The sequence below is a fragment of the Methylobacterium amylolyticum genome, from assembly GCF_030700245.1.
Lineage (GTDB): Bacteria > Pseudomonadota > Alphaproteobacteria > Rhizobiales > Beijerinckiaceae > Methylobacterium.
Genome location: NZ_JAUYZI010000027.1, coordinates 38402 through 60269, shown reverse-complemented (window position 1 = coordinate 60269; position 21868 = coordinate 38402). Strand labels below are relative to the sequence as shown.

The following is a 21868-nucleotide window of genomic DNA, read 5'->3' as shown; positions in this document are numbered from 1 at the left end:
CACCGGGGATCCCGAAGGGACGAGTCCCTTCGGCGGGGTTCGGGGCGGAGCCCCGATCGCTCAGCGATAGCCGTAGCGGACCTTGGCGGCGGCGAGTTCGGCCTGGGCCTCGGCACTGCGGCCGGCGGCGCAGGCGGATGCGGCGCGGGCGAGGTCGGCGCCGAAGCGGTCGCCCACCGGCTTGTTGAGGTTGCCGGTCGCCACGTCGCTGTCGACGATCGCCTGGGTGCGGGCGATCTCCGGCCCGCAGCCGCTCCCGGTCGGCAGGGCGGGGGGCAGCGCGGGGGGCGCGGCCACCGTCGGCGCGGCGGCCTTCGGCTGGCAGGCGCCCAGCGCGGCGGCGGCGAGGAGGGCGAGGCAGAGACGGGACGGGGTCACGCGGAAATTCCCTTCGGCGCGGGGGCCACGCCGAAGGTTCTGGGCCGAGCTTGGCCGTGGGTCAATCGCCCCGGGCGCCGGCCTCCGTCGCCGGTCCACTTGGCGGGTCTACTTGGCCTTCTCGGCGATCGCCTTGAGGCCGGAATCGTAGATGCCCTGGATCGCGTCCTTGGCCACCGTGTCCGGCGCGCCCTTGGCGGCGAAGGTCCCGCTCCACGTCACCTTCGAGCCCGAGCCCTCCGGCGCCACCGCGAGCGTCGACTTGTAGTCGGAGACCGGCAGCGGGCCCTCCAGGATGGTGTAGGTGTAGCTCATCACCTTGTCGTCGCGGGAGAGCTGCTCCTCCTTGAGGGTGCCGCCGCCCTTGAGGCTGAGGGTCCGGATCTTCTTGCCGTCCTGCTCGGAGGGGGTGCACTTCTCGACCGCCGGGTGCCACGTGCCGATGCCGCAGAAATCGCCGATCGTCTGCCAGACCTTGGCCGGCGGGGCGGCGATGTCGACCGCGCTCGTCACCTCCAGGGCGAGGCCCGGCGCCGTGCCGGCGAGAAGGACCAGGGCGGCCGGGGCGAGGGTCCGGCAGATCGTGCGCCGCATGTGGGGGTCTCCGTCCGTTGGTTCGTTCTTGTGGATCGCGCACCCGGGGGAACCGAGCCGGCGCCGCCGGGGCGTGAGGGCAGCTAGGCCCGGGGCCGAGGATGACAATGGCCGGCGCCGGACGCGACCCGGGCGTCAGGGCTCCGTGCCGTCGCCGTCGAGGATCGGCGCGGCTTCCGGGCCGCGCGCCGGTCCGGCCTCCGCCCGCGTGTCCGGCACGGCCTCGTGCAGCAGCGGGGCGCCCAGCGCCGCCATCAGCGCGCGCAGGCCGTCGGCCCAGGTCTCCGCCTCGGCGAGGGAGGCGAAGCCGTCCCGGCGGATCACCCGGTCGGGCTCGATCCTGACGACGGCGTCGAACAGGCCGTCCGGCCTGTCCGCGATCCTGTAGAAGACGCGACGGGGCATGGACCGGAGAGATAGGGCGGGAAGCGCGCGCGATCAGCTTGTTCCCCACCGATCTGCACGCGATGCAACTCTGGAGCGAACTAAAACCCCGACGGCCGGTAGAGTTGCGGGCGGATCAAAGAAAAAAAACAAAAACATTGACTTTTGTCCTGATGCGTGGTTCTGATGGGCCATCCGCTGCCCGGCGGGGCGGGGTCTTTTCGGACTTCGCCCCGCCCAGGGAGCCCCCCGGTGACCGACCGGGGCGGTTCGGGCGGCGGGGCGGTGCCCGCGTCGGCGACTTCGGTCGTCGCCGCCCCGGGCGGCGCGTCCGGTGCGGGACGGCTCGGGTGCGGGCATGGAGGCAGGGGCGTACGCGCCCGGCGCGGCACCAAATGAGCCGCGCCCGGACCCCATCCTGGGCCGATCCTGAGGTAAGACTGCGGGCCCGCATGCCACTACGGGCACGGGCCGGGCTGCAAAGCCCCAGCGACGATGCGGGTTCCGGGGGCGCGAGCCGGGGGAGCAGCGATGCTTCCTGGGCCGGGCGCCCCGTCAGAGACCGCTCACGTGCGGGCGTAGACCGGGCGGGCTGGAAGACACCGCGACGACAAGATGGCCGGCGGCCCCGGTGACGGGGGCTGATGGCCACGGGGCGCCGCGGGGGCCGGCTTCCGCGTGTGTCACACGACCAGGGTCCCCGCGGCGTCCCGCGTCCCCTGTTCTTCTTGGGCCATGTCCCCGGCGCGGAAGCGGGTGGGGGCGATCCGCCATGTCCGGAGGCCGCGCGCTGCGGCATCGCCCCGGCCCATCCCAAAAACGACCTCATCCTGAGGTGGCCGCGCCAGCGGCCCTCGAAGGAGGGCTCCAGCCGGCCGCGCGATCTCTGGAGGGCTCCTTCGAGGCCCGCTGCGCGGGCACCTCAGGATGAGGGGGGTTGGTGGGAGGAAGCTGGTGGGAGGGGGATCCGGCGGCGCGCCGTACGGCCAGGGTTCGGAACTCGGGTTAACGAACCGCAACCTGTGGGAGATGCAATCCCCTCTCTCACACGCAGTCCGTCATTCCGGGGCGCCGCAGGCGAGCCCGGAATCCAGAACCGCCGACAGTGCCGGGTCTTGCGCGCCGCGTCTTGCGCCATGCCCGGCACGCCGGGGCGGTTCTGGATTCCGGGCCCTGCTGCGCAGTCCCGGAATGACGGGGCCTCTCGCAAACACCGATGCCATGCCTGCGTTAACCCGAGGTCGGAGCCCTGGCCATGCGGCCCCCCGCGTTGACAGGCCGCCCGGTGCGGCCTCCGATGCGCGGCCGGCGATCCGGGCCCGGATCGCGGCAGACAGGAGCCCGCATGCCCCTCGACCCCGCCCTCGCCGCCGAGATCGAGGCCGCCGTCGCGGCGGGGTTTCCGGGGCAGGTCGCGCATACGGAGGACCTCGTGCGCTTCGCCTCGACCCGCGGCGCCGAGCACGCCTGCCAGGACCACGTGTTCGGCGCCTTCCGCGCCCGCGGCTACGCGACCGAGCGGTTCGCCATGGACCGGGCGGCGCTCGAAGCCCATCCCGGCGGCGCGCGCGCCGAGGCGTGGCGGAGTTCCGACCACGCGGCGGCCCATTCGGAGGCGCCGGTCGTCGCCGCCCACCACCGGCCGCGGACCGAGACCGGGCGCTCGCTGATCCTCCAGGCCCATGTCGACGTGGTGCCGACGGGCCCCCTCGACCTCTGGACCCGCCCGCCCTTCGCGCCGACGGTGGACGGCGACTGGCTGTACGGGCGCGGCGCCGGCGACATGAAGGCCGGCCACGCCGCCAACCTGTTCGCCCTCGACGCCCTGCGGCGGCTCGGCCTCCAGCCGGCGGCGTCGGTGACGCTGCTCTCGGTGGTCGAGGAGGAATCGACCGGCAACGGCGCGCTCGCCGCCCACCTGCGCGGATACCGGGCCGACGCGGTGCTGATCCCCGAGCCGGAGGACGAGAAGCTGGTGCGCGCCAATACCGGCGTGCTGTGGTTCACCCTGGAGGTGCGCGGCCGGCCGGTGCACGTGCGCGAGATGGGCGCGGGCGCCAACGCCATCGACGCCACGTGGCGGGTGGTCGGCGCCCTGCGGGAGGTCGAGGCGCGCTGGAACGCCGAGCGGAGCCGCCACCGCCACTTCGCGGCGGAGGACCACCCGATCAACCTCAACATCGGCCGGATCGCGGGGGGCGACTGGAACTCCTCGGTGCCGGCGTGGTGCCGGGTCGGCTGCCGCATCGCCCTCTATCCCGGGGTCCGGGCGGCCGACGCGGCCGCCGAGATCGCGGCGGCGGTGGCCGCGTTCGCGCGGGGCGACCCGTTCCTGGCCGACAGCCCGCCGCGCGTGACCTTCGACGGGTTCTGGGCGGAGGGCTACGTCCTCGCCGAGGGCTCGGAGGCGGAGGCCGTGCTGGGCCGCGCCCACGCGCGGGTGTTCGGGGCGCCCCTGCAGAGCTTCATGTCGCCGAGCTACCTCGATACCCGGGTCCACGCCCTCTACGAGGGGGTGCCGGCGCTCTGCTACGGCCCCCGCGCCGAGAACATCCACGGCTTCGACGAGCGCGTCAGCCTCGCCTCGGTGCAACGCTGCACGGCCGCGATGGCGCTGTTCGTGGCCGAATGGTGCGGGCTGGAGAAGGCCGGCGCCTGAGGGTTCAGGGGATCAGCCGGTCCGCCCGCAGCCGCGCGAACAGGTCGAAGAAGGCGTCGTCGGTGGGCTGGTAGGCGGTGAAGCCGAGGCGCCGGCTGCGGCTCATGTCGGTCACCACCTCGATCGGCCGGCCGAGATCGGCGTCGGTGTGCCACGCGGAGGCGAGCTTTGCGAGGTCCGGCTCGGCGAGCCCGTACCGGGCGGCGATTTCGGCCCAGGCCGGCCCGTCCCCGGCCATGCGCGGCTCCAGCGGCCGGTGGGTGCCGTCGAACGGGACGGGCTCGATCCCGAACCAGTCGGCGATCCGCCCCCACATCCAGCTCCAGCGGAAGACGTCGCCGTTCACGACGTTGAAGGCGCGGTTGGCCGCCTTCGGCTCGGTCGCCGCCCACAGGATCTGCCGGGCGAGCAGCCGGGCGTCGGTCATGTCGGTGAGACCGGCCCACTGCGCCGCCGAGCCCGGGAACACGAACGGCCGGCCGGTCTCCCGGCACAGGGTGGCGTAGCAGGCGAGCGTCGTGCCCATGTTCATGGCGTTGCCGACCGCGAGCCCGATCACCGTGTGCGGCCGGTGCACGCTCCAGGTGAAGCCGTCGCGCTCGGCGGCGGCGAAGACCGCGTCCTCCTGCGCGTAGTAGAAATTGTCGATCGGCAGCCGCCCCTGCTCCTCGCGGAACGGCGTCTGCGGCAGCGCCCCCTGCCCGTAGGCCTCGAACGGCCCGAGATAGTGCTTCAGGCCGGTCACCAGGGCGACGTGGCGCGGGCCCGGCGGCACGGCCGCCAGCAGGTTCTCGACCATCGCGCCGTTGACGCGGATCATCTCCGCCTCGGTGGCGCGCCGCTGCCAGGTCGCGAACACCACGAGATCGGGAGCGAGGCCCGCGAGCGCCGGACCGAGCGAGCCCGGGTCGAGCAGGTCGGCCGCCACCGGCTCGACGCCGGGCTGTTGCGGCGGGTTTCGGGCGAGGCCGGCGACGCGCCAGCCCTCCCCCGCCAGCAGCGCCGCCGCCGCGCTGCCGACGATCCCGCTCGCGCCGACGATCAGGGCTGTCCTGGCCATGGGGTACTCCGCCTCCGTATCCCGGCGAGATGCGGACGCGGCCTGCGCCCCGCAAGGGCGCCCGCCTCAGGCCGCCCGGTCGATCGCGTCGCCCAGCACCGCGGCCATCTCGGCGATCTGCCCCCGCTCGACGATCAGCGGCGGCGACAGGGCGATGATGTCGCCGGTGACCCGGGTCAGGAGGCCCCGGGCGAAGCAGTCCACGAACACGTCGTAGGCGCGCTGGCCGGGCGCGTCCGGGCGGGATTCGAGTTCGATGCCGGCCACGAGACCCAGCGTGCGGATGTCGGTCACGCGCTTCCGGCCGCGCAGGTCGTGCATCGCCGCCGCCCAGTCGTCGGAGAGGTCGGCGGCGCGGGTGAGCAGCCCCTCCTCCCGGTAGATGTCGAGGGTGGCGATCCCCGCCGCGCAGGCGATCGGGTGGCCGGAATAGGTGTAGCCGTGGAACAGCTCGATCCCGTCCGGGCCCCGCATCAGGGCGTCGTGCACGGTGCGGCTCGCGAACACCGCCCCCATCGGCACCGTGCCGTTGGTGAGCCCCTTGGCGGCGGTGACGAGGTCGGGCACGACGCCGAAGAAGTCGGTGGCGAACGGCGCGCCGAGACGGCCGAAGCCGGAGATCACCTCGTCGAAGATCAGCAGGATGCCGTGGCGCGTGCAGATGTCGCGCAGGCGCTCCAGGTAGCCCTTGGGCGGGATCAGCACCCCGGTCGAGCCCGCCACCGGCTCGACGATGCAGGCGGCGATGGTCTCCGCCCCGTGGAGCTGGACCAGCCGCTCCAGGTCGTCGGCGAGCTCGGCCCCGTGCTCGGGCTGGCCCTTCACGAAGCGGTTGCGGGCCGGGTCGTGGGTGTGGCGCAGGTGGTCGGCGCCGGGGAGCTGCGGGAAGACCCGGCGGTTCGAGACGATGCCGCCCACCGAGATGCCGCCGAAGCCGACGCCGTGGTAGCCGCGCTCGCGCCCGATCAGCCGGGTGCGGGTGCCCTGCCCGATCGCCCGCTGGTAGGCGAGCGCGATCTTCAGCGCCGTGTCGACCGATTCCGAGCCGGAATTGGTGAAGAACACTCGGTCGAGCCCGGCCTCGGGGCCGCCCGGGGCGATCTCGGCGAGCCGCTCGGCGAAGGCGAACGCGACCGGGTGGCCCATCTGGAAGGTCGGGGCGAAGTCGAGGGTGGCGAGCTGGCGCTCCACCGCCGCCGCGATTCCCCGTCGCCCGTGGCCGGCATTGACGCACCACAGCCCGGCCGTGCCGTCGAGGACGCTGCGGCCGTCGTCGGCGGTGTAGTGCATGCCCTGCGCCGCCACGAGCAGGCGCGGGGCCGCCTTGAACTGGCGGTTGGCCGTGAACGGCATCCAGAAGGCGTCCAGCGACGGGGTGTTGCGCAGCGGGTGGTCGGTCATCGGGCGGGGCTTCCGTGGAGGGCGGCTCGCGCGAGGGGACACCTTCGGGGGGCGCGCACCAAGTCCTTTTCTGCGCGCCCGCAAACCCTTGCGGAGGTGTCGCAGGGGCCGCCGCTGTTGCGGGATCCGCAACATCCGAAACAGGCCGGCACGGATGGGGGACGATCGGGACGTCGATGTCGGGGCGCGGCTGCGGTTCGTCCGGGCCCGGCTCACGCGAGGGCCCCCTCCCCCGCAGAGGGGAAAGGCGCGGAGGCCGAACAAGGCGATCGGCCGGAAAAAAGATCAGAAGCCGTAGAGCCGGTGCGGGTTGTCGACGAACAGCATCCGGCGGCGCTCCGCGTCCGGCACCCAATCGGCCATCAGGTCGAGCAGCGCCGTCAGCTTCGGCGGGCCGTCCCAGGCGGCCACGTGCGGCCAGTCCGAGCCCCACAGGCAGCGCCCGGGCGCGGCGTCGTTCAGGGCGCGGGCGAAGGGGACCGTGTCGGCGTAGGGCGCGCCCTGCGTCGAGTCGCGGAACGCGCCGGACAGCTTCACCCAGGCGCCGTCGCGCACCAGCCCGAGGAGCGCCTGGAAGCCCGGGTGGTCGAGGCCGGCCGCGGTCGGCATGTGGCCCATGTGGTCGAACACGATCGGCACGGGCAGCCGCGACAGGCGCTCGGCGATCGGCGGCAGGTCGCGGGCGTCGAGCAGGAACTGGAGGTGCCAGCCCATCTCGCGGGCGAGCGCCCCGTAGCGCTCCAGGGCGTCGAGCCCGACGCCGCCGCCGAACAGCACGTTGAGGCGCAGGCCCCGCACCCCGGCCTCCGACAGGGCGGCGAGCTCCCGGTCGGGCAGGCCGAGCGGGATCACCGCCACGCCCCGCAGCCGCGCGGGGTTCGCCCGCAGGGTCTCCAGCATCAGCCGGTTGTCGGTGCCGTGGACGCTGACCTGGATCAGCACCCCGTGCGCCATGCCGGTGGCGTCGAGCATCGCGAGGTAGCGCTCGGCCGGCGCCGCCGGGGGCGTGTAGCTGCGATCCTCCACGAACGGGTGGTCGGGCGGCAGGCCGATGACGTGGGCGTGGGTGTCGACCGCCCCCGGCGGCACCGCGTAGCGGGTCGGGCCGGCGGGATGCGGGTCGGGGGCGGGGCAGTCGCGGACCGTCTTCGGGACCTCGTGCATCGGGCTCGCTCCTCAGACTCGCTCCAGGGGATCGATCTCTGGCTCAGGCGTCCGCGTGCAGCACCCGGCCCCGCGTCTCGGGCAGGGCGAAGGCGGCGACGAAGAACACGCCGTAGGCGATGGCCGCGAAGATCGCGATGGCCGAGGCCAGCCCGACCTGGGCGGAGAGGTAGCCGACCAGCGCCGGGAACAGGGCGCCGATGCCGCGGCCGAAATTGTAGCAGAAGCCCTGGCCCGAGCCGCGCAGCCGCGTCGGGTAGAGCTCCGTCAGGAAGGCGCCCATCCCCGAGAAGTAGCCCGAGGCGAAGAACCCGAGCGGGAAGCCCAGCACCCAGAGCACGCTGTTGGAGAGGGGCAACTGCGTGTAGGCGAGGATCACGGCGATGGCGCCGAGCGAGAAGATCAGGAACAGCGGGCGCCGTCCCAGCCGGTCGGCGAGCCACGCGCCGACGAGGTAGCCCGCGAACGAGCCGACGATCAGCGCCGCGAGGTAGCCGGTGGACGAGACGATCGACAGGCCGCGCTCGGTGGTGAGGAAGCGCGGCACCCAGGTGGTGATGGCGTAGTAGCCGCCCTGGCAGCCGGCCGCCGCCAGCGAGGCGAGGATCGTCGTGCCCAGCATCCGCCCGGAGAAGATCTCCCAGATCCGCGGGCGGTCGCCGGAGGCGGCCGCGGCGGCCCGGGTCGCGACCGAGACCTCGGGCTCCTTCACGTGCCGGCGCAGGTAGAACACCAGCAGCGCCGGCAGGGCGCCGATCACGAACATCCAGCGCCACGCGCTCTCGGGGGGCAGGGCCGAGAACAGGATCGCCTGCGCCAGAACCGCGAGCCCCCAGCCGATCGCCCAGCCGGACTGCACCGAGCCCACGGCGCGGCCGCGGTACTCGGCCCGGATGGTCTCGCCGATCAGCACGGCGCCCGCCGCCCACTCGCCGCCGAAGCCGAGGCCGAGCAGGGCGCGGGCGACGAGGAGCTGCTCGAAGTTCTGCACGAAGGCGCAGACCAGCGAGAAGAACGAGAACCACAGGATGGTGATCTGGAGGGTGAGCACCCGGCCGATCCGGTCGGCGACGAAGCCGGCGATCCAGCCGCCGAGCGCCGAGGCCAGCAGCGTCACCGTCGCGGCGAGGCCCGCGGTGCCGGGATCGACCTTCCACAGCGCGATGATCGTGCCGATCACCAGCGGGTAGATCATGAAGTCCATGCCGTCGAGCGCCCAGCCCATGAAACAGGCCCAGAAGGTGTGCCGCTCCGGCGGGGTCATCGCCCGGTAGAAGGCGGACAGGCTCGGGTCGCGGATCTCCACCGCCTCGGCGGCCGCCGCGCCTGGCCCGGGTGTCTCACGCATCGCCGTCTCCGCCATCGCCCCGCCCGTTATCGGCGGGTGCGCCGGGGCTGTCCAACCGCGGCCGGGGCGGCCGGGCAAGGACCGGGCAAAGAAAAAGGCCGCCCGGGGGCGGCCTTCTCCACAACCGTCGCGAGGGAGCGCCTCAGTAGCAGCGCTCCACCAGCACGCGCCGGTAGCCGTAGGGCGTCCAGCGCACCCGCGGAACGGTGTAGCAGCCGCCGCCGTAGGCGGCCGGGCCGTAGTAGCCGCCGTAGCCCACCGGCGCGTAGCCGCCGCCGTAGCCGTAGCCCGGGTAGCCGTAGCCGCCGTACCCGCCGTAGAGCCCGCCGGCCGCGAGACCCAGGCCGACGCCGAGACCGAGGCCGCCGAGGCCGTAGCCGTACCCGCCGCGCCAGCCGCCGTAGCCACCGCGCCAGCCACCGTAGCCGCCGCGCCAGCCGAAGCCGCGACCGCCGTAGAAGCCGGCCCCGCGGAAGCCGCCGAAGCCGCCGCGATACCCGCCGAACCCGCCCCGGAAGCCGCCGAAGCCGCCGTGACCGAACCCGCCGTGGCCGAAGCCCCCTCCGCGGAAGCCGCCGAACCCGCCGGCGTCGGCGCTCGCCGGCGCCAGCACCAGGGCTCCCGCCGCCAGCAGGGCGGAACCGAGCAACGCACCCTTCATCGCACCATCTCCGAGACTAGACCGCGCACCCCTGCTTCGTGAAACGTCCGGTGTCCCGAAACGGTTCAGGTCCGTCCTGCGGCGGGGCGCCACGGCCGCGCCGGCCCGCCCTGCCCCGGCCCGGGCGCCAAAATTCGCCGCTTTCCTGGGCGAGCGGACGCGCTCCGCGCCTCTCGGCGCACCCGGACACGCCGATGCCCCTCCGCCCGGTCCACGGCCTGCTGATCGCGCTCGTCGCCATGGCGGGCCCCTTGGCGGGCGCCCCCGCGCGGGCGGCGTCTCCCGAGCCGGGGCCCTGCCGCGCGGTGCAGGCGGAGGGCGAGAGCTACACGGTCTGCACCCTCGACCTGCGGCGCCAGCGGCTGCGGCTGTTCTGGCGCGGCGCCGACGGGCTGCCCTACGGCTCCCTCGGGGCGCTGGCGCAGGCCGAGGGCACGGGCCTCAGCTTCGCGATGAACGCGGGCATGTACGACAAGGATCAGGCGCCGGTCGGGCTCTACGTCGAGGGCGGGCGCGAGCTGAAGGGCCTGTCCACCGCGGACGGTCCGGGCAACTTCCACCTCAAGCCCAACGGTGTGTTCTGGGTGAAGGGCGAGCGGGCGGGGGTGCTCGACACGGCCCATTACCAGCGGGCGAAGGTCCGGCCCGACTTCGCCACGCAATCGGGCCCGATGCTGGTGATCGACGGGCAGATCCACCCGAAGATCTCCGCCGACGGCCCGTCGCAGAAGATCCGCAACGGGGTCGGCGTACGCGACGACGGCCGCACCGCCGTGTTCGCGATCTCCGAGCGGCCGGTGACGTTCGGCGCCTTCGCCCGCCTGTTCAAGGACGCGCTCGGCTGCCGCAACGCCCTGTTCCTCGACGGCTCGGTGTCGAGCCTCTACGCGCCGAACCTCGACCGCTCGGACATCAGCCGCCCGCTCGGGCCGTTGGTCGGTGCCAAGGCGCGGTGATGAGCCTCTCAGGCGGAATCACCCCTTCAGCGAATCTGCAATCGCTTCTGCGATGGCTGGAGTGAACTCAGCTTCGGTTGACAACGAAAACTGTCAGACGCCAAATTTTGATTTGGCGCGCATTGTTTTCTATGATAGCGGTCAAGTAGGATAGGTGCCTGTATTATTTTTTGAGGGAATGATGCGCAAGAAGGGCTTTGAGTTGCGCAAAAGCGGCATTCCGGATCGGAGTATCAGACAGAATAAGGTCGACGAGACGCACGAAATCTATCTAGTGCATATTTGTAACGTTGGCGCACTTCGCGAAATAATAAGGACGCGGAAGATAATCACGAACGGATGTCGTGTATTTAAAAGAGAATTAAATTATTTTTTTCTTTTGAAAGCTGCGTATAAGCCGAAGAGCAGCGAAGAAAAAAGTGACCTACTGGATTTTTTTCCTGCAGCAATCGTCTTGAATGCATCGAAATTGCCCGAGCCGCACCATGTATATCCGTTTGATTCCGGCGGGGCGCACAGTGGAGCCTTCAATGAGGCCTATAATCCGTATTTAGCGCTCGATGACTTCGAACTCGAGCCGAACTTTTCATCAGCGCTAGGGCATGTCGACTGGGCTTTTTCATCGCGCAAAAACTATTACCACGGAGTGCTAATTCCGGGGCTTCACGAGAACATCCCAGTATGGATGGCCGCGCCTGCGACATTTCTCAAGATCGCCAAACTCGCGCAAGCTGGACACAACCGGCCTGACTCGCGAGCTTCGGCGGTTGAAGTCGCATTCAGTGAGCACGTTCCCCTCGTTCCTCATGTGCATCACTTGATATTTCCCAAGCAATTTCTTGAGGACAAGCATGCCATCAACGGAGACGTCGATGGATTTTTAAGCACTTCCGAATGCTCTTATTGCTCATATGACTGGCAACCAAATCGTATGCCATCGGATTTTCATCGTGAGATCCAGGCGGAGCTCGAGAGATTTCTCGATTGCGTCGGAGCATTGTAGGATAGTATCGTGAGACATTGCCCAGAACGATTGCCTTATGCGCGACTAGTCGGCTTCTATCCGCTCATGGGAAACGGATTTACGCTGCCGATCTTCGAGATTATAAACAGCAACAATGATTTTTATATTGCGATTTGTTCGGTACCAGGCGATCACGCCGGCACGATTGTAGATTTCGAGCCCATATCGGCAGACAGGGACGCTATTAAAAGGATTAAAGCGATCGCCGTTGAGCCGGGAAGCAAATGGATAGACATTTTTCTTTGGAGGAAGCAGGTATTTATCGGCAGCGTATATTCTATATACAATCAGATAGAGAGCAAAATTGATAAAATATCTTCCGATTTGCCATTAACTTTGTTCGATATTGTTGGTTCGTGGGATAGTGCAAATTCAATCCGCATCGGAAACATGGCACTTGCCTACCTTCGGAGAAACTACGGCAACGACGTTGCTAACCACTGGTTACGTCAGACATTGACGCGGTACGGTTATATTTCGGTTGCGCGCGCCTTCTATCAAAAACACCACATAATACTCGAAGAAAGCGATATTAATTTAGAAGTTCAGCGAGAATCAGCAAGGTCATTCATTATCGAGGCGATCTTGATCGGTGAAGCGGCTCGCTTCGATATCGAACTCGGTCAAGCACAGCACGATTTCACACGTTATTTCATCAAGTGTTTTGCGCTTTCGGCGACGCTTGATGTCATCTCCACGTCGAAATTTCCGTGGCATACCGTTCAAAGGCGGCTTAGTTTTTTCGCAGCACAGATTTTTAAGAAAGATATTATGACTTTATCTGCCAATCACGTAATCCGTGACATCGCGAAAGACGCTATTATACGTTATGTCGCAAGGAATCTCAAAAGCTTTGAGTTAGACAATATTATGAAAGATCTTAAATCAGACGTAACGCATATCATTCGAGCTCGGATCGAGCATAAAGGCAAGCAAGACAGGTTGTCCCGACAGAAAGAGCGGGTCAACCTACCGATTCCAGACTCACGCCAACGACGCTACGCGTATGCGGACGATCTCCGCAGGTTGTTCTTCCGCAATGATCGAATTATTTCGATTCTTGAGGAGATTTTGTCAGATAATAACTCAGTGAGATCAATTTCAAATAAGACTGGCATTAGCGTGCAGGAGATTTCATTATTGAAATCTGAGATGGTTAGTACGATAATTAATTCTATCATTACAAATAAAAATTGACCGATGCTTATTTCGGATCGGTTACACGTTTTGCCGAGATTGAGATCACAGGCTCAGCGCTGACCGAAGGCGGTGTCCTTGAACAGCGTCTTGAACTGGTGCGGCTGCGAGCGCCAGTACTGCTTCGGGGCGCGGACCTGGGCGCCGAGTTCGGCGGCCGCGTGCCAGGGCCAGCGCGGGTTGTAGAGCATCGCCCGGGCGAGCGAGATCGCGTCGGCGCGGCCCTCCGCCAGGATGCCCTCCGCCTGCGCGGCCTCGGTGATCAGCCCGACGGCGATGGTGGTGAGCCCCGTCTCGGCCTTCACCCGCTCGGCGTAGGGCACTTGGTAGCCCGGCCCGAGGGTGATCGCCTGCTTGGGCGAGACGCCGCCGGTCGAGACGTGCAAAGCCGGCGAGCCCGCCGCCTTGAGGGCGCGGCCGAGCTCGACCGTGTCCGCCACGTCCCAGCCGTCCTCGACCCAGTCGGTGGCCGAGACCCGCAGCCAGACCGGTGCGCCTGCGGGCACGACCTGGCGCACCGCGTCGTAGACCTCCAGCGGGAAGCGCATGCGGTTCTCCAGGCTGCCGCCGTAGGCGTCGGTGCGCTTGTTGGCGATCGGCGAGAGGAACTGGTGCAGCAGGTAGCCGTGGGCGCCGTGCAGCTCCACCGCCTCGATCCCGAGCCGCACGGCGCGCTTGGCGGTCGCCACGAAGGCGTCGCGCACCCGCTTCATGTCGGCCGCGTCCATCGCGTGGGGCGGCACCTCGCCCTCCCCGTGCGGCACCGGCGAGGGCGCCTCGGTGCGCCAGCCGTAGGGGTGGTCCGGCGCGATCTGCTGGCCGCCGCGCCAGGGCGCCTCGCTCGACGCCTTGCGGCCGGCATGGGCGATCTGGATGCAGACCGGGACCGGGGCGTAGTCCCGCACCGCGGCGAGCACCCGAGCGAGCGCCCGCTCGCAGCCGTCGTCGTAGAGGCCGAGGTCCCAGGCGGTGATGCGCGCCTCCGGCGAGACGGCGGTGGCTTCCAGGGTGAGAAGCCCGGCCCCCGACATCGCCATCTGGCCGAGATGCATCGTGTGCCAGTCGGTCGCCTGCCCGTCCCGGGCCGAGTACTGGCACATCGGCGCGATCAGGATGCGGTTCTCGAGGGTGAGGGCGTCGAGCGTGAGCGGTTCGAACAGGCGGGCGGTCATCGGCGGCTCCGAAGGGTGCGCTGCCTATCTGGCGCGGACCGCGCGCGGCGGCCAGCACCGGGTTGCGGGACGGCCCCGCGCGCAACCGCGGGGGGAACCGCGCCCGCCGCCCGCCCGTTTGACGGCCTGACTGCTGCACTGCAGCGCCCGACGCGAACCGCCTGAGGGGGTGTGTCGCCGTGAAGGTCCTGCCATGACGCTCTCCCCTGCCCGAGCCTGTGCCCGCCCCCGCGCCAGGACGCTCCCCGCGCTGGCCGCCGCGATCCTCCTGGCCGCCGGCGGCGCCCCGGCGCTCGCCCAGCCCGCCGCGTTCGGCGGCCCGAAGATGCTGATCCACGGCAATTACTGCGGGCCGGGCAACAACGCCCCGCTGCCGCCGGTCGACGCCCTCGACGCGGCCTGCGCCCGCCACGACGCCTGTACCCCGACCGGCGGCCTGCCGTCCCCGGGGTGCAACCTCCGCCTCCAGCAGGAGGCCGAGCTGATCTCCCGCGACGCGCGCCAGCCGGACGATCTGCGCGCGCTGGCGGGCCTCGTCGCCGCGGGCGCGACCGTCATCCCCTCGGCGCCCGTCGCCGCGGTTCCCCCGCGGACGGCGCCGACGGTGGTCGCGACCCGGGTCGATCCCGCCCCCGGCGCGGTGCAGCCGATGCCGACGCAGCAGGAGCCCGCGGCCGTCGACGCGGACGACGACGACGCGGAGTGATCCCGCCGGGCGCGGGAGGGCGACCCCGCGCTCAGCCCGCGCCGATCCCCCGGCCCTTCAGGCTCGCGCCGATCTCGTCGAGCGCCCCGGCATCGTCGATCGTCGCCGGCATGGTCCAGGGCTCGGCGTCGGCGATGCGCTTCATCGTGGCGCGCAGGATCTTGCCCGAGCGGGTCTTGGGCAGGCGCGGCACGGTCAGCGCCAGCTTGAAGGCGGCCACCGGGCCGATCTCCGCGCGGACCTTGGCCACGAGCTCCCGCTCGATCTCGGCCGGGTCCCGCTCGACCCGCGCCTTCAGCACCACGAAGCCGCAGGGCACCTCGCCCTTCAGCGCGTCGCGGATGCCGATCACCGCGCACTCGGCCACGTCCGGGTGGGCGGAGAGCACCGCCTCCATCCCGCCGGTCGAGAGCCGGTGGCCGGCGACGTTGATGATGTCGTCGGTCCGCCCCAGCACGGTGATGTAGCCGTCCGCGTCGATGACGCCCGCGTCCGAGGTGTCGTAGTAGCCCGGGAAGGTGCTGAGGTAGCTCTGGCGCATGCGCTCGTCCGAGCCCCACAGGGTCGGCAGGCAGCCGGGCGGCAGGGGCAGGCGGATCGCGATCGTGCCCATCGTCCCGGCGGGGACGGGCTTGCCGCCCTCGTCGAGCACCTGCACGTCGTAGCCCGGCATCGGCACGCAGGTGCTGCCGCGCTTGACCGGCAGGGTCTCCAATCCGATCGGGTTGCCGGCGATCGGCCAGCCGGTCTCGGTCTGCCACCAGTGGTCGATGACCGGCCGGTCGAGCACCCGCTCGGCCCAGGCGACCGAGTCCGGGTCGGCCCGCTCGCCGGCCAGGAACAGCGACCGGAATTTTTTCAGGTCGTAGCGCGCGACGAGGTCCCCGCCGGGGTCCTCCTTCTTGATCGCGCGCAGGGCGGTCGGCGCGGTGAACAGGCAGACGACGCCGTACTCCGACAGGAGCCGCCAGTAGGCGCCCGCGTCCGGGGTGCCCACCGGCTTGCCCTCGTAGAGCACGGTGGTGCAGCCGTGCACGAGCGGCGCGTAGACGATGTAGCAGTGCCCCACCACCCAGCCGATGTCGGAGGCGCAGAAGTAGGTCTCGCCGGGCTGCACGCCGTAGAGGTTCGGCATCGTCCAGGCGAGCGCCACGAGCTGGCCGGCGACGTCGCGGACCACGCCCTTCGGCTTGCCCGTGGTGCCGGACGTGTAGAGCACGTAGAGCGGGTCGGTGGCGGCCACGCTCGCACAGGGGGCGGTGGCGCCGGCGGCCCGGGCCGCGTCGACCGCCTCGGCCCAGTCCCGGTCACGGCCCGCGGTCAGCGCCGCGGCGCATTGCGGGCGCTGGAGGATCAGGCAGGCGTCGGGCTTGTGGGCCGCCGCGTCGAGCGCCGCGTCGAGCAGCGGCTTGTAGGCGACCACCCGGCTCGGCTCGACGCCGCAGGAGGCGGCGAGCACGACCTTGGGCGCGGCGTCCTCGATCCGCACCGCCAGCTCGTTGGCGGCGAAGCCCCCGAACACCACGGAATGGACCGCCCCGAGCCGGGCGCAGGCGAGCATCCCGAACACCGCCTCCGGGACCATCGGCATGTACAGCACCACCCGGTCGCCGGGCCCGACGCCGAGGCCCGCCAGCACGGCGGCGAGCGTCGCGACCTCGGCCTTCAGCTCGCCGTAGGTGATCGTCCGCTTGGTGCCGGTGACGGGGGAATCGTAGAGGATCGCGGCCTGGTCGCGCCGCGCCCCGTCCGCGTGCCGGTCGACGGCGTTGTGGCAGGCGTTGAGCCGGGCGCCGGGGAACCAGCGGCCGTAGGGTCCGGAGGTCCCGTCGAAGGCCCGCTCCGGGGGGCGGTCCCAGTCGAGCGCCCTGGCCGCCGCGAGCCAGAACGCCTCGGGGTCGCCCGCGGCCTCCGCGTAGGCCCGCCTGTAGGGGCCGGGCTCGGGCGTGGTCTCGGGCGAGGGCATGGCGTTTCCCCGGAAATCAGGTCCGGCGGCCTTTCAGGCCGTCTTCGGTGGAGACTTAACAGATGCGGCCCGAACGCGTCAGCGGGCATGAAAAAACCGCGCCGTCGGGGACGGCGCGGCCTCCGGGGGGCCCGGCGGGCAGGCCGGGCGCGCCCGGTCCGGGCTCAGTGGACGGTGTCGGCCTCCTGCTGGAGCCGGTTGATCTCGTCCTTGAGGTGGAGTTTGCGGCGCTTCAGTTCCGCGATGTGCAGGTCGCTCGCCGAGGGCCTGTGGATGGCCTCCTGAATCTCACGCTCCAGGGCTTCGTGCTTCCGGGTGAGTTGGCTCAGATGCGTCTGCAGCGACATGAAGCGAGTCTCCTGTCATCGTTCCGACGGCTTGAGACTGGCACAGGTCGCCGCACCTGTCGAAGCGTTTATCGCCGGGCCGCCCTCACGAATGCGCGCCCGGCGCTTGCTCACCGCAAGGGCGTGACGCATGCTCCGCACGGTCGAAGGGCCTTCTGTTTTCCCTGTGACGTCCCGGGTGGCGATGACGGCAGAGTCGGGTGAGCGTGCCGGGGGCGAGCCGGCTTCCGGACCGGGGGGCGACCCGGCGTCCGACCCGGCGTCCGACCCGGCGTCCGACCTCCTGGCCGAGCTGGCGCGGCTGCGCGAGGAGCATCGCGACCTCGACGGGGCAATCGACGCGCTGGAGCGCAGCGTCGCCGGCGACCAGCTCCAGATCCAGCGCCTGAAGAAGCGCAAGCTCACCCTGCGCGACCGGATCTTCCACATCGAGGACCAGCTCACGCCGGACATCATCGCCTGATGCCGGTGGATGCCCGCCGCCCGCGCCTTGCCGCGGACGGCCCCCGAGGGTAAGCGCCCTCTTTTACCGGATTGAACGATGTCGGCGCCCCCCGTCGCGATCATCATGGGCAGCCAGTCCGACTGGGCGACCATGCGGCACGCCGCCGAGACCCTCGACGCGCTGGGGGTCGCCCACGACGCGCGTATCGTCTCCGCCCACCGCACCCCGGACCGGCTCGTGGCCTTCGCCAAGGGCGCGCGGGAGGCCGGGTTCAAGGTGGTGATCGCCGGCGCGGGCGGGGCGGCCCACCTCCCCGGCATGGCTGCGGCGATGACCAGCCTGCCGGTGTTCGGCGTGCCGGTGGAGTCGAAGGCGCTCTCGGGCCAGGACAGCCTGCTGTCGATCGTGCAGATGCCGGCCGGGATCCCCGTGGGCACGCTGGCGATCGGCCGGGCGGGGGCGGTCAACGCCGCCCTGCTCGCCGCGGCGGTGCTGGCCCTGGCCGACGCTGGGCTGGCGGAGCGCCTCGACGCGTGGCGGGCGCGGCAGACGGCTTCGGTGGCCGAGCGGCCGGAGGCGGACGCGCCGTGACGGACAGGATCATCGGGCCGGGTTCCACCCTCGGGATCGTGGGCGGCGGCCAGCTCGGGCGCATGATCGCGCTCGCGGCGGCGAATCACGGCCTCAGGACCCACGTCTACGCCCCCGACGCGGACAGCCCGGCCTTCGACGTGGCCGCGGCGACGACCTGCGCGGCCTACGACGACGCGGGCGCGCTCGCCGCCTTCGCCGCCAGCGTCGACGCGGTGACCTACGAGTTCGAGAACATCCCGCGCGCCACCGCCGAGATCCTCGCCCGGCACGCGCCCCTGCACCCGAACGCCGAGGCGCTGGCGACCACCCAGGACCGGCTCGCGGAGAAGGACTTCATCAACCGGCTCGGCATCCCGACCGCGCCGTTCCGCGCGGTCGACACGCCCGACGACCTCGCCCGGGCACTCGACGCGCTCGGCCTGCCGGCCGTGCTCAAGACCCGCCGCTTCGGCTACGACGGCAAGGGCCAGCGCATCCTGCGCGAGCCCGGCGACGGCGACCGCAACGCGATCTTCGCCGAGTTCGGCGGCGCGCCGCTGATCCTGGAGGGCTTCGTGCCGTTCGAGCGCGAGGTCTCGGTGGTCGCCGCCCGCGGCGCCGACGGGGGCTTCGCCGCCTTCGACCTCTGCGAGAACGAGCACCGCGACCACATCCTGGCACTGACCCGGGTGCCGGCCCGGGACGTCGCGCCGGAGACGGCGGCGGCCGCCGTCGAGATCGCGAAACGCATCGCCGACGCGCTGGACTATGTCGGCGTGCTGGCGGTGGAGATGTTCCTGGTGCGCGAGGGCGCCGAGCGCCTCGTCGTCAACGAGATCGCGCCGCGGGTCCACAATTCCGGGCACTGGACGATCGAGGGGGCGCTGACCTCGCAGTTCGCCCAGCACGTCCGGGCGGTCTGCGGCTGGCCGCTCGGCGACCCGGCCCGGGTCGGCGGCCTGCCCGTGGAGATGCGCAACCTGATCGGCGCGGAAGCCGACGGGTGGCGGCCGCTGCTCGCCGAGCCCGGCGCGCACCTGCACCTCTACGGCAAGGGCGAGGCCCGGCCGGGCCGCAAGATGGGCCACGTCACCCGCCTGGGCCCCTGAGGCAATCGTCCCGGGGTCGTCGACCTGCGGCCCCGGCGACACACCCGGCCGTCCTCGGACGCGCCGGGGCGGCCCGTCCGCGCCCGCCGGGCCGCGGGCCATACCTTCGCCACATCCCGCCGCTTCCACGGCATCACGACCGGCCGCCGATCGGCCGCACCGGCCCGGACGGGCCCGGGGCGGGCCGGATGGGCCGGGTCTTTAAGCCGGGATTCACCGCGATGCGCGAACGTCCCCCGGTCCCGAGCGGGCCGGAACGCGGCGCGGACCGGACGGACGTGGAGCGAGGGCGGGGCGACGCGCGCAGGGCGCGGAGGGCGTCCCGGGGAGAGTGGGGCATGACGGAACGGAACGGGCTCGTCCGGACGACGGCGCTGACGGCGGCTTTGATGCTGGCGGGCGCCGGGCTCACCGGTTGCATCTCCGTCGACAGTGCCAGCAGCGCGCGGCAATACGCGGTGCTGGAGACCGACACGACGGGCGCCACCTCCACCAACATCGCCTCGCTGACCGAGGTGATCCAACGCAATCCCGGGGATGCGGGCGCCTACACCACCCGCGGCGCCGCCTACGCCCGGGCGGGCCAGTTCAACGATGCGGTGGCCGACTTCTCCAAGGCGGTGCAGATCGACCCGAACTCGGCCTCGGCCTACAACAACCGGGCGCTCGCCTACCGCCAGATGGGCCGCAACGACGCCGCGCTCCAGGACTTCTCCCGGGCGATCACCGCCAACCCGAATTACGGCCCGGCCTATATCGGCCGCGCCAACGTCGAGCGCGCGCAGGGCAACCTCGACGGGGCGCTCAACGACCTCAACGTCGCGATCCGGCTCATGCCGGAATCGGCCGAGGCCTACCACGCCCGCGGCCTCGTGCGGCAGAAGCAGGGCCAGGACACCCAGGCGATCGCCGACTTCGACGCCGCGATCGACCGCAACCCCTTCGTCAGCGCGCCCTACGCCGCCCGCGGCCAGAGCCTGATCGCCACCAACCAGTACCCGAAGGCGATCGAGGACTACAACGCGGCGCTCAACGTCAACAACAAGGACGCCACCTCCTGGGCCTACCGGGGCCTCGCCTACGAGAAGTCGGGCCAGCGCAAGGAGGCGATGGAGAACTACCAGCGCGCCTCGGTGATCGACCCGAACAACCCGGTCGCCCGCTCCGGCCTGTCCCGCGTCCAGGGCGGCGTCGGCTCGCTGTTCAATTGAGGCGAGGCTTGTCCCATCCACGACCTCATCCTGAGGCGGCCGCGCCAGCGGCCCTCGAAGGAGGGCTCCAGGGATCGCGCGGCCGGCTGGAGGTCTCCTTCGAGGCCGCCGCTGCGCTGCGGCGCCTCAGGATGAGGGCGCGGGTGGGATCACCGTCGGCCGCCTGACGGCCGACGCCCTCACGCCGCCAGCAGGCCGCCCTCCGAGCGGGTGATCCGGCGCAGGTGGTGGGCCGTGTCGCCGAGCTGGTACTCGATCATCGCCAGCCGCTTGAAGTGGTGCGCGCCGACGTATTCGAGCGTCATGCCGATGCCGCCGTGGAGCTGCACCGCCTCCTGGCCGACGAACCGGCAGGCCTTGTTGACCTGCACCTTCACCGCCGCGAGCGCCGCCGCCCGCGCCTGCGCATCCTCCGCCTCGACCATCATCGCCCCGTAGAGCGCCATCGAGCGTGCCTGTTCGAGGGCGATCAGCATGTCGACCGCCCGGTGCTGGAGCGCCTGGAACGAGCCGACCGGCACGCCGAACTGCTTGCGGGTCTTCAGGTACTCCACCGTCAGCGCGTGCAGCGCGTCCATCGATCCGACCGCCTCGGCGGCCAGCGCGGCGATGCCGTGCTCCACCACCCGCTCCAGCAGCGGCAGGCCGCCCTCGGGGTCGCCGAGCGCCGCGTCGGCGGGCAGCGCCACGTCGGTGAACGCCACCTCCGCCGCCCGGCCGCCGTCCTGCGTCGGGTAGGGTTCGACCGCGACCCCCGGCGCGTCGGCGGGCACGAGGAACAGGCCGATCCCCCGGTGGTCGCGCCGCTCGCCCGACACCCGGGCGGAGACCACCAGCAGCCCGGCGGCGTCGGCGTTCGGCACCACGGACTTGGCCCCGTTCAGGGTGAAGCCGTCGCCCGCGCGTCGGGCGGTCGTCGCCACGTCCTCCAGATCGTAGCGCGACTGCCGCTCGGTGTGGGCGAGCGTCAGCCGGAGCGAACCGTCGATCACGCCGGGGACGTGGCGCGCCCGCTGCGCCGCGCTGCCGCCGAGCCGCAGGGCGGTGGAGCCGAGCACGAGGCTCGCCAGCAGCGGCTCGACGGCGAGATTGCGCCCCACCGCCTCCATCACGAGGGCCGTCTCGACCGGGCCGCCGCCGAGGCCGCCGTCGTCCTCGGAGAACGGCAGGCCGAGGACGCCGAGTTCGGCGAAGTGCCGCCAGCCCTCCTCGGGGAAACCCTGCTGCGCCTTGAGCCGCGCCTGCCGCGCCTCCAGCGACGGGTAGAGGTCGGCGCAGAGCCGCTCGACGCTGTCGCGCAGGAGCGACTGGTCCTCGTTCAGGTCGAAATCCATCGGGCGTTCCTCTCCGGGACCGGATCGACAGTAGGGTGCGGCTCCGTTGCGGCCCGTCCCACCCATGCCCTCATCCTGAGGTGCCCGCGCCAGCGGGCCTCGAAGGAGGATTCCAGAGGACGCCGCGATCCCTGGAAGTCTCCTTCGAGGGCTCCGCTTCGCTGCGCCACCTCAGGATG

The 21868-nt window shown here is 70.9% G+C and carries 21 protein-coding genes; 9 read left to right on the top strand and 12 right to left on the bottom strand.

Annotated features, from left to right (window positions below; translation table 11 throughout):
- Positions 1–60 precede the first annotated feature (60 nt).
- The 3 genes from Q8W71_RS19145 to Q8W71_RS19135 form a co-directional block, all read right to left on the bottom strand.
- Entirely contained in the window at positions 61–378 is a 318-nt protein-coding gene (locus Q8W71_RS19145; protein ID WP_305526993.1) for a hypothetical protein, read from the bottom strand.
- Positions 379–486: 108 nt separating this feature from the next.
- Positions 487–972, bottom strand: a complete 486-nt coding sequence (locus Q8W71_RS19140; protein WP_305526992.1) for an SRPBCC family protein — start codon at positions 970–972, stop codon at positions 487–489.
- A gap of 135 nt (positions 973–1107) precedes the next feature.
- On the bottom strand, positions 1108–1377 hold the full coding sequence (locus Q8W71_RS19135) for a hypothetical protein (protein WP_305526991.1): 270 nt from the start codon (positions 1375–1377) through the stop codon (positions 1108–1110).
- 1324 nt (positions 1378–2701) lie between these two features.
- On the opposite strand from Q8W71_RS19135, the gene Q8W71_RS19130 reads away from it, so the two are divergent.
- Positions 2702–4015 (top strand): ArgE/DapE family deacylase, encoded by a 1314-nt coding sequence (locus Q8W71_RS19130; protein WP_305526990.1) that lies wholly within the window; start codon positions 2702–2704, stop codon positions 4013–4015.
- Positions 4016–4019: 4 nt separating this feature from the next.
- Here Q8W71_RS19130 and Q8W71_RS19125 read toward each other — a convergent pair whose 3' ends face one another.
- The 5 genes from Q8W71_RS19125 to Q8W71_RS19105 form a co-directional block, all read right to left on the bottom strand.
- Positions 4020–5075 (bottom strand): SDR family oxidoreductase, encoded by a 1056-nt coding sequence (locus tag Q8W71_RS19125; protein ID WP_305526989.1) that lies wholly within the window; start codon positions 5073–5075, stop codon positions 4020–4022.
- 66 nt (positions 5076–5141) lie between these two features.
- A complete protein-coding gene (gene aptA, locus Q8W71_RS19120; RefSeq protein ID WP_305526988.1) occupies positions 5142–6476 on the bottom strand; it encodes an omega-aminotransferase AptA in 1335 nt (444 codons plus the stop codon).
- 285 nt (positions 6477–6761) lie between these two features.
- A complete protein-coding gene (locus Q8W71_RS19115; protein ID WP_305526987.1) occupies positions 6762–7640 on the bottom strand; it encodes an amidohydrolase family protein in 879 nt (292 codons plus the stop codon).
- Positions 7641–7683: 43 nt separating this feature from the next.
- A complete protein-coding gene (locus tag Q8W71_RS19110; protein WP_305526986.1) occupies positions 7684–8988 on the bottom strand; it encodes an MFS transporter in 1305 nt (434 codons plus the stop codon).
- A 142-nt stretch (positions 8989–9130) separates the two neighbouring features.
- On the bottom strand, positions 9131–9649 hold the full coding sequence (locus tag Q8W71_RS19105; protein ID WP_305526985.1) for a hypothetical protein: 519 nt from the start codon (positions 9647–9649) through the stop codon (positions 9131–9133).
- A 194-nt stretch (positions 9650–9843) separates the two neighbouring features.
- Between Q8W71_RS19105 and Q8W71_RS19100 the strand changes: the two genes are divergently transcribed.
- From Q8W71_RS19100 to Q8W71_RS19090, 3 genes are all read left to right on the top strand, one after another.
- The gene (locus Q8W71_RS19100) at positions 9844–10605 is read left to right on the top strand and encodes a phosphodiester glycosidase family protein (RefSeq protein ID WP_305526984.1); all 762 of its coding nucleotides are present in this window, start codon (positions 9844–9846) and stop codon (positions 10603–10605) included.
- A 178-nt stretch (positions 10606–10783) separates the two neighbouring features.
- The gene (locus tag Q8W71_RS19095) at positions 10784–11608 is read left to right on the top strand and encodes a hypothetical protein (RefSeq protein WP_305526983.1); all 825 of its coding nucleotides are present in this window, start codon (positions 10784–10786) and stop codon (positions 11606–11608) included.
- 9 nt (positions 11609–11617) lie between these two features.
- Complete coding sequence (locus Q8W71_RS19090; RefSeq protein WP_305526982.1) at positions 11618–12826, top strand: hypothetical protein; 1209 nt, start codon at positions 11618–11620, stop codon at positions 12824–12826.
- 53 nt (positions 12827–12879) lie between these two features.
- Here the strand turns inward: Q8W71_RS19090 and Q8W71_RS19085 are convergent, their stop codons facing one another.
- Complete coding sequence (locus Q8W71_RS19085) at positions 12880–13998, bottom strand: NADH:flavin oxidoreductase/NADH oxidase (RefSeq protein ID WP_305526981.1); 1119 nt, start codon at positions 13996–13998, stop codon at positions 12880–12882.
- A 193-nt stretch (positions 13999–14191) separates the two neighbouring features.
- Between Q8W71_RS19085 and Q8W71_RS19080 the strand changes: the two genes are divergently transcribed.
- Positions 14192–14704, top strand: coding sequence for a hypothetical protein (locus Q8W71_RS19080; protein ID WP_305526980.1), 513 nt, complete (start codon positions 14192–14194; stop codon positions 14702–14704).
- Between the two features lie 31 nt (positions 14705–14735).
- Here the strand turns inward: Q8W71_RS19080 and Q8W71_RS19075 are convergent, their stop codons facing one another.
- Both Q8W71_RS19075 and Q8W71_RS19070 read right to left on the bottom strand, forming a co-directional pair.
- A complete protein-coding gene (locus Q8W71_RS19075; protein WP_305526979.1) occupies positions 14736–16670 on the bottom strand; it encodes an AMP-binding protein in 1935 nt (644 codons plus the stop codon).
- A gap of 164 nt (positions 16671–16834) precedes the next feature.
- A complete protein-coding gene (locus tag Q8W71_RS19070) occupies positions 16835–17017 on the bottom strand; it encodes a YdcH family protein (protein WP_305526978.1) in 183 nt (60 codons plus the stop codon).
- A gap of 283 nt (positions 17018–17300) precedes the next feature.
- Between Q8W71_RS19070 and Q8W71_RS19065 the strand changes: the two genes are divergently transcribed.
- From Q8W71_RS19065 to Q8W71_RS19050, 4 genes are all read left to right on the top strand, one after another.
- Entirely contained in the window at positions 17301–17480 is a 180-nt protein-coding gene (locus tag Q8W71_RS19065; RefSeq protein ID WP_305527032.1) for a YdcH family protein, read from the top strand.
- 78 nt (positions 17481–17558) lie between these two features.
- Positions 17559–18053 carry a 5-(carboxyamino)imidazole ribonucleotide mutase gene (purE, locus tag Q8W71_RS19060; RefSeq protein WP_305526977.1) on the top strand — a complete coding sequence of 165 codons (495 nt, stop codon included), beginning with the start codon at positions 17559–17561 and terminating at the stop codon, positions 18051–18053.
- Positions 18050–19144 (top strand): 5-(carboxyamino)imidazole ribonucleotide synthase, encoded by a 1095-nt coding sequence (locus Q8W71_RS19055; RefSeq protein ID WP_305526976.1) that lies wholly within the window; start codon positions 18050–18052, stop codon positions 19142–19144. The genes purE and Q8W71_RS19055 overlap by 4 nt, the downstream gene beginning before the upstream one ends.
- A 338-nt stretch (positions 19145–19482) precedes the next feature.
- Positions 19483–20355, top strand: a complete 873-nt coding sequence (locus Q8W71_RS19050) for a tetratricopeptide repeat protein (RefSeq protein WP_370875471.1) — start codon at positions 19483–19485, stop codon at positions 20353–20355.
- 179 nt (positions 20356–20534) lie between these two features.
- Here Q8W71_RS19050 and Q8W71_RS19045 read toward each other — a convergent pair whose 3' ends face one another.
- Positions 20535–21689, bottom strand: a complete 1155-nt coding sequence (locus Q8W71_RS19045) for an acyl-CoA dehydrogenase family protein (protein ID WP_305526975.1) — start codon at positions 21687–21689, stop codon at positions 20535–20537.
- Positions 21690–21868: the final 179 nt, after the last annotated feature.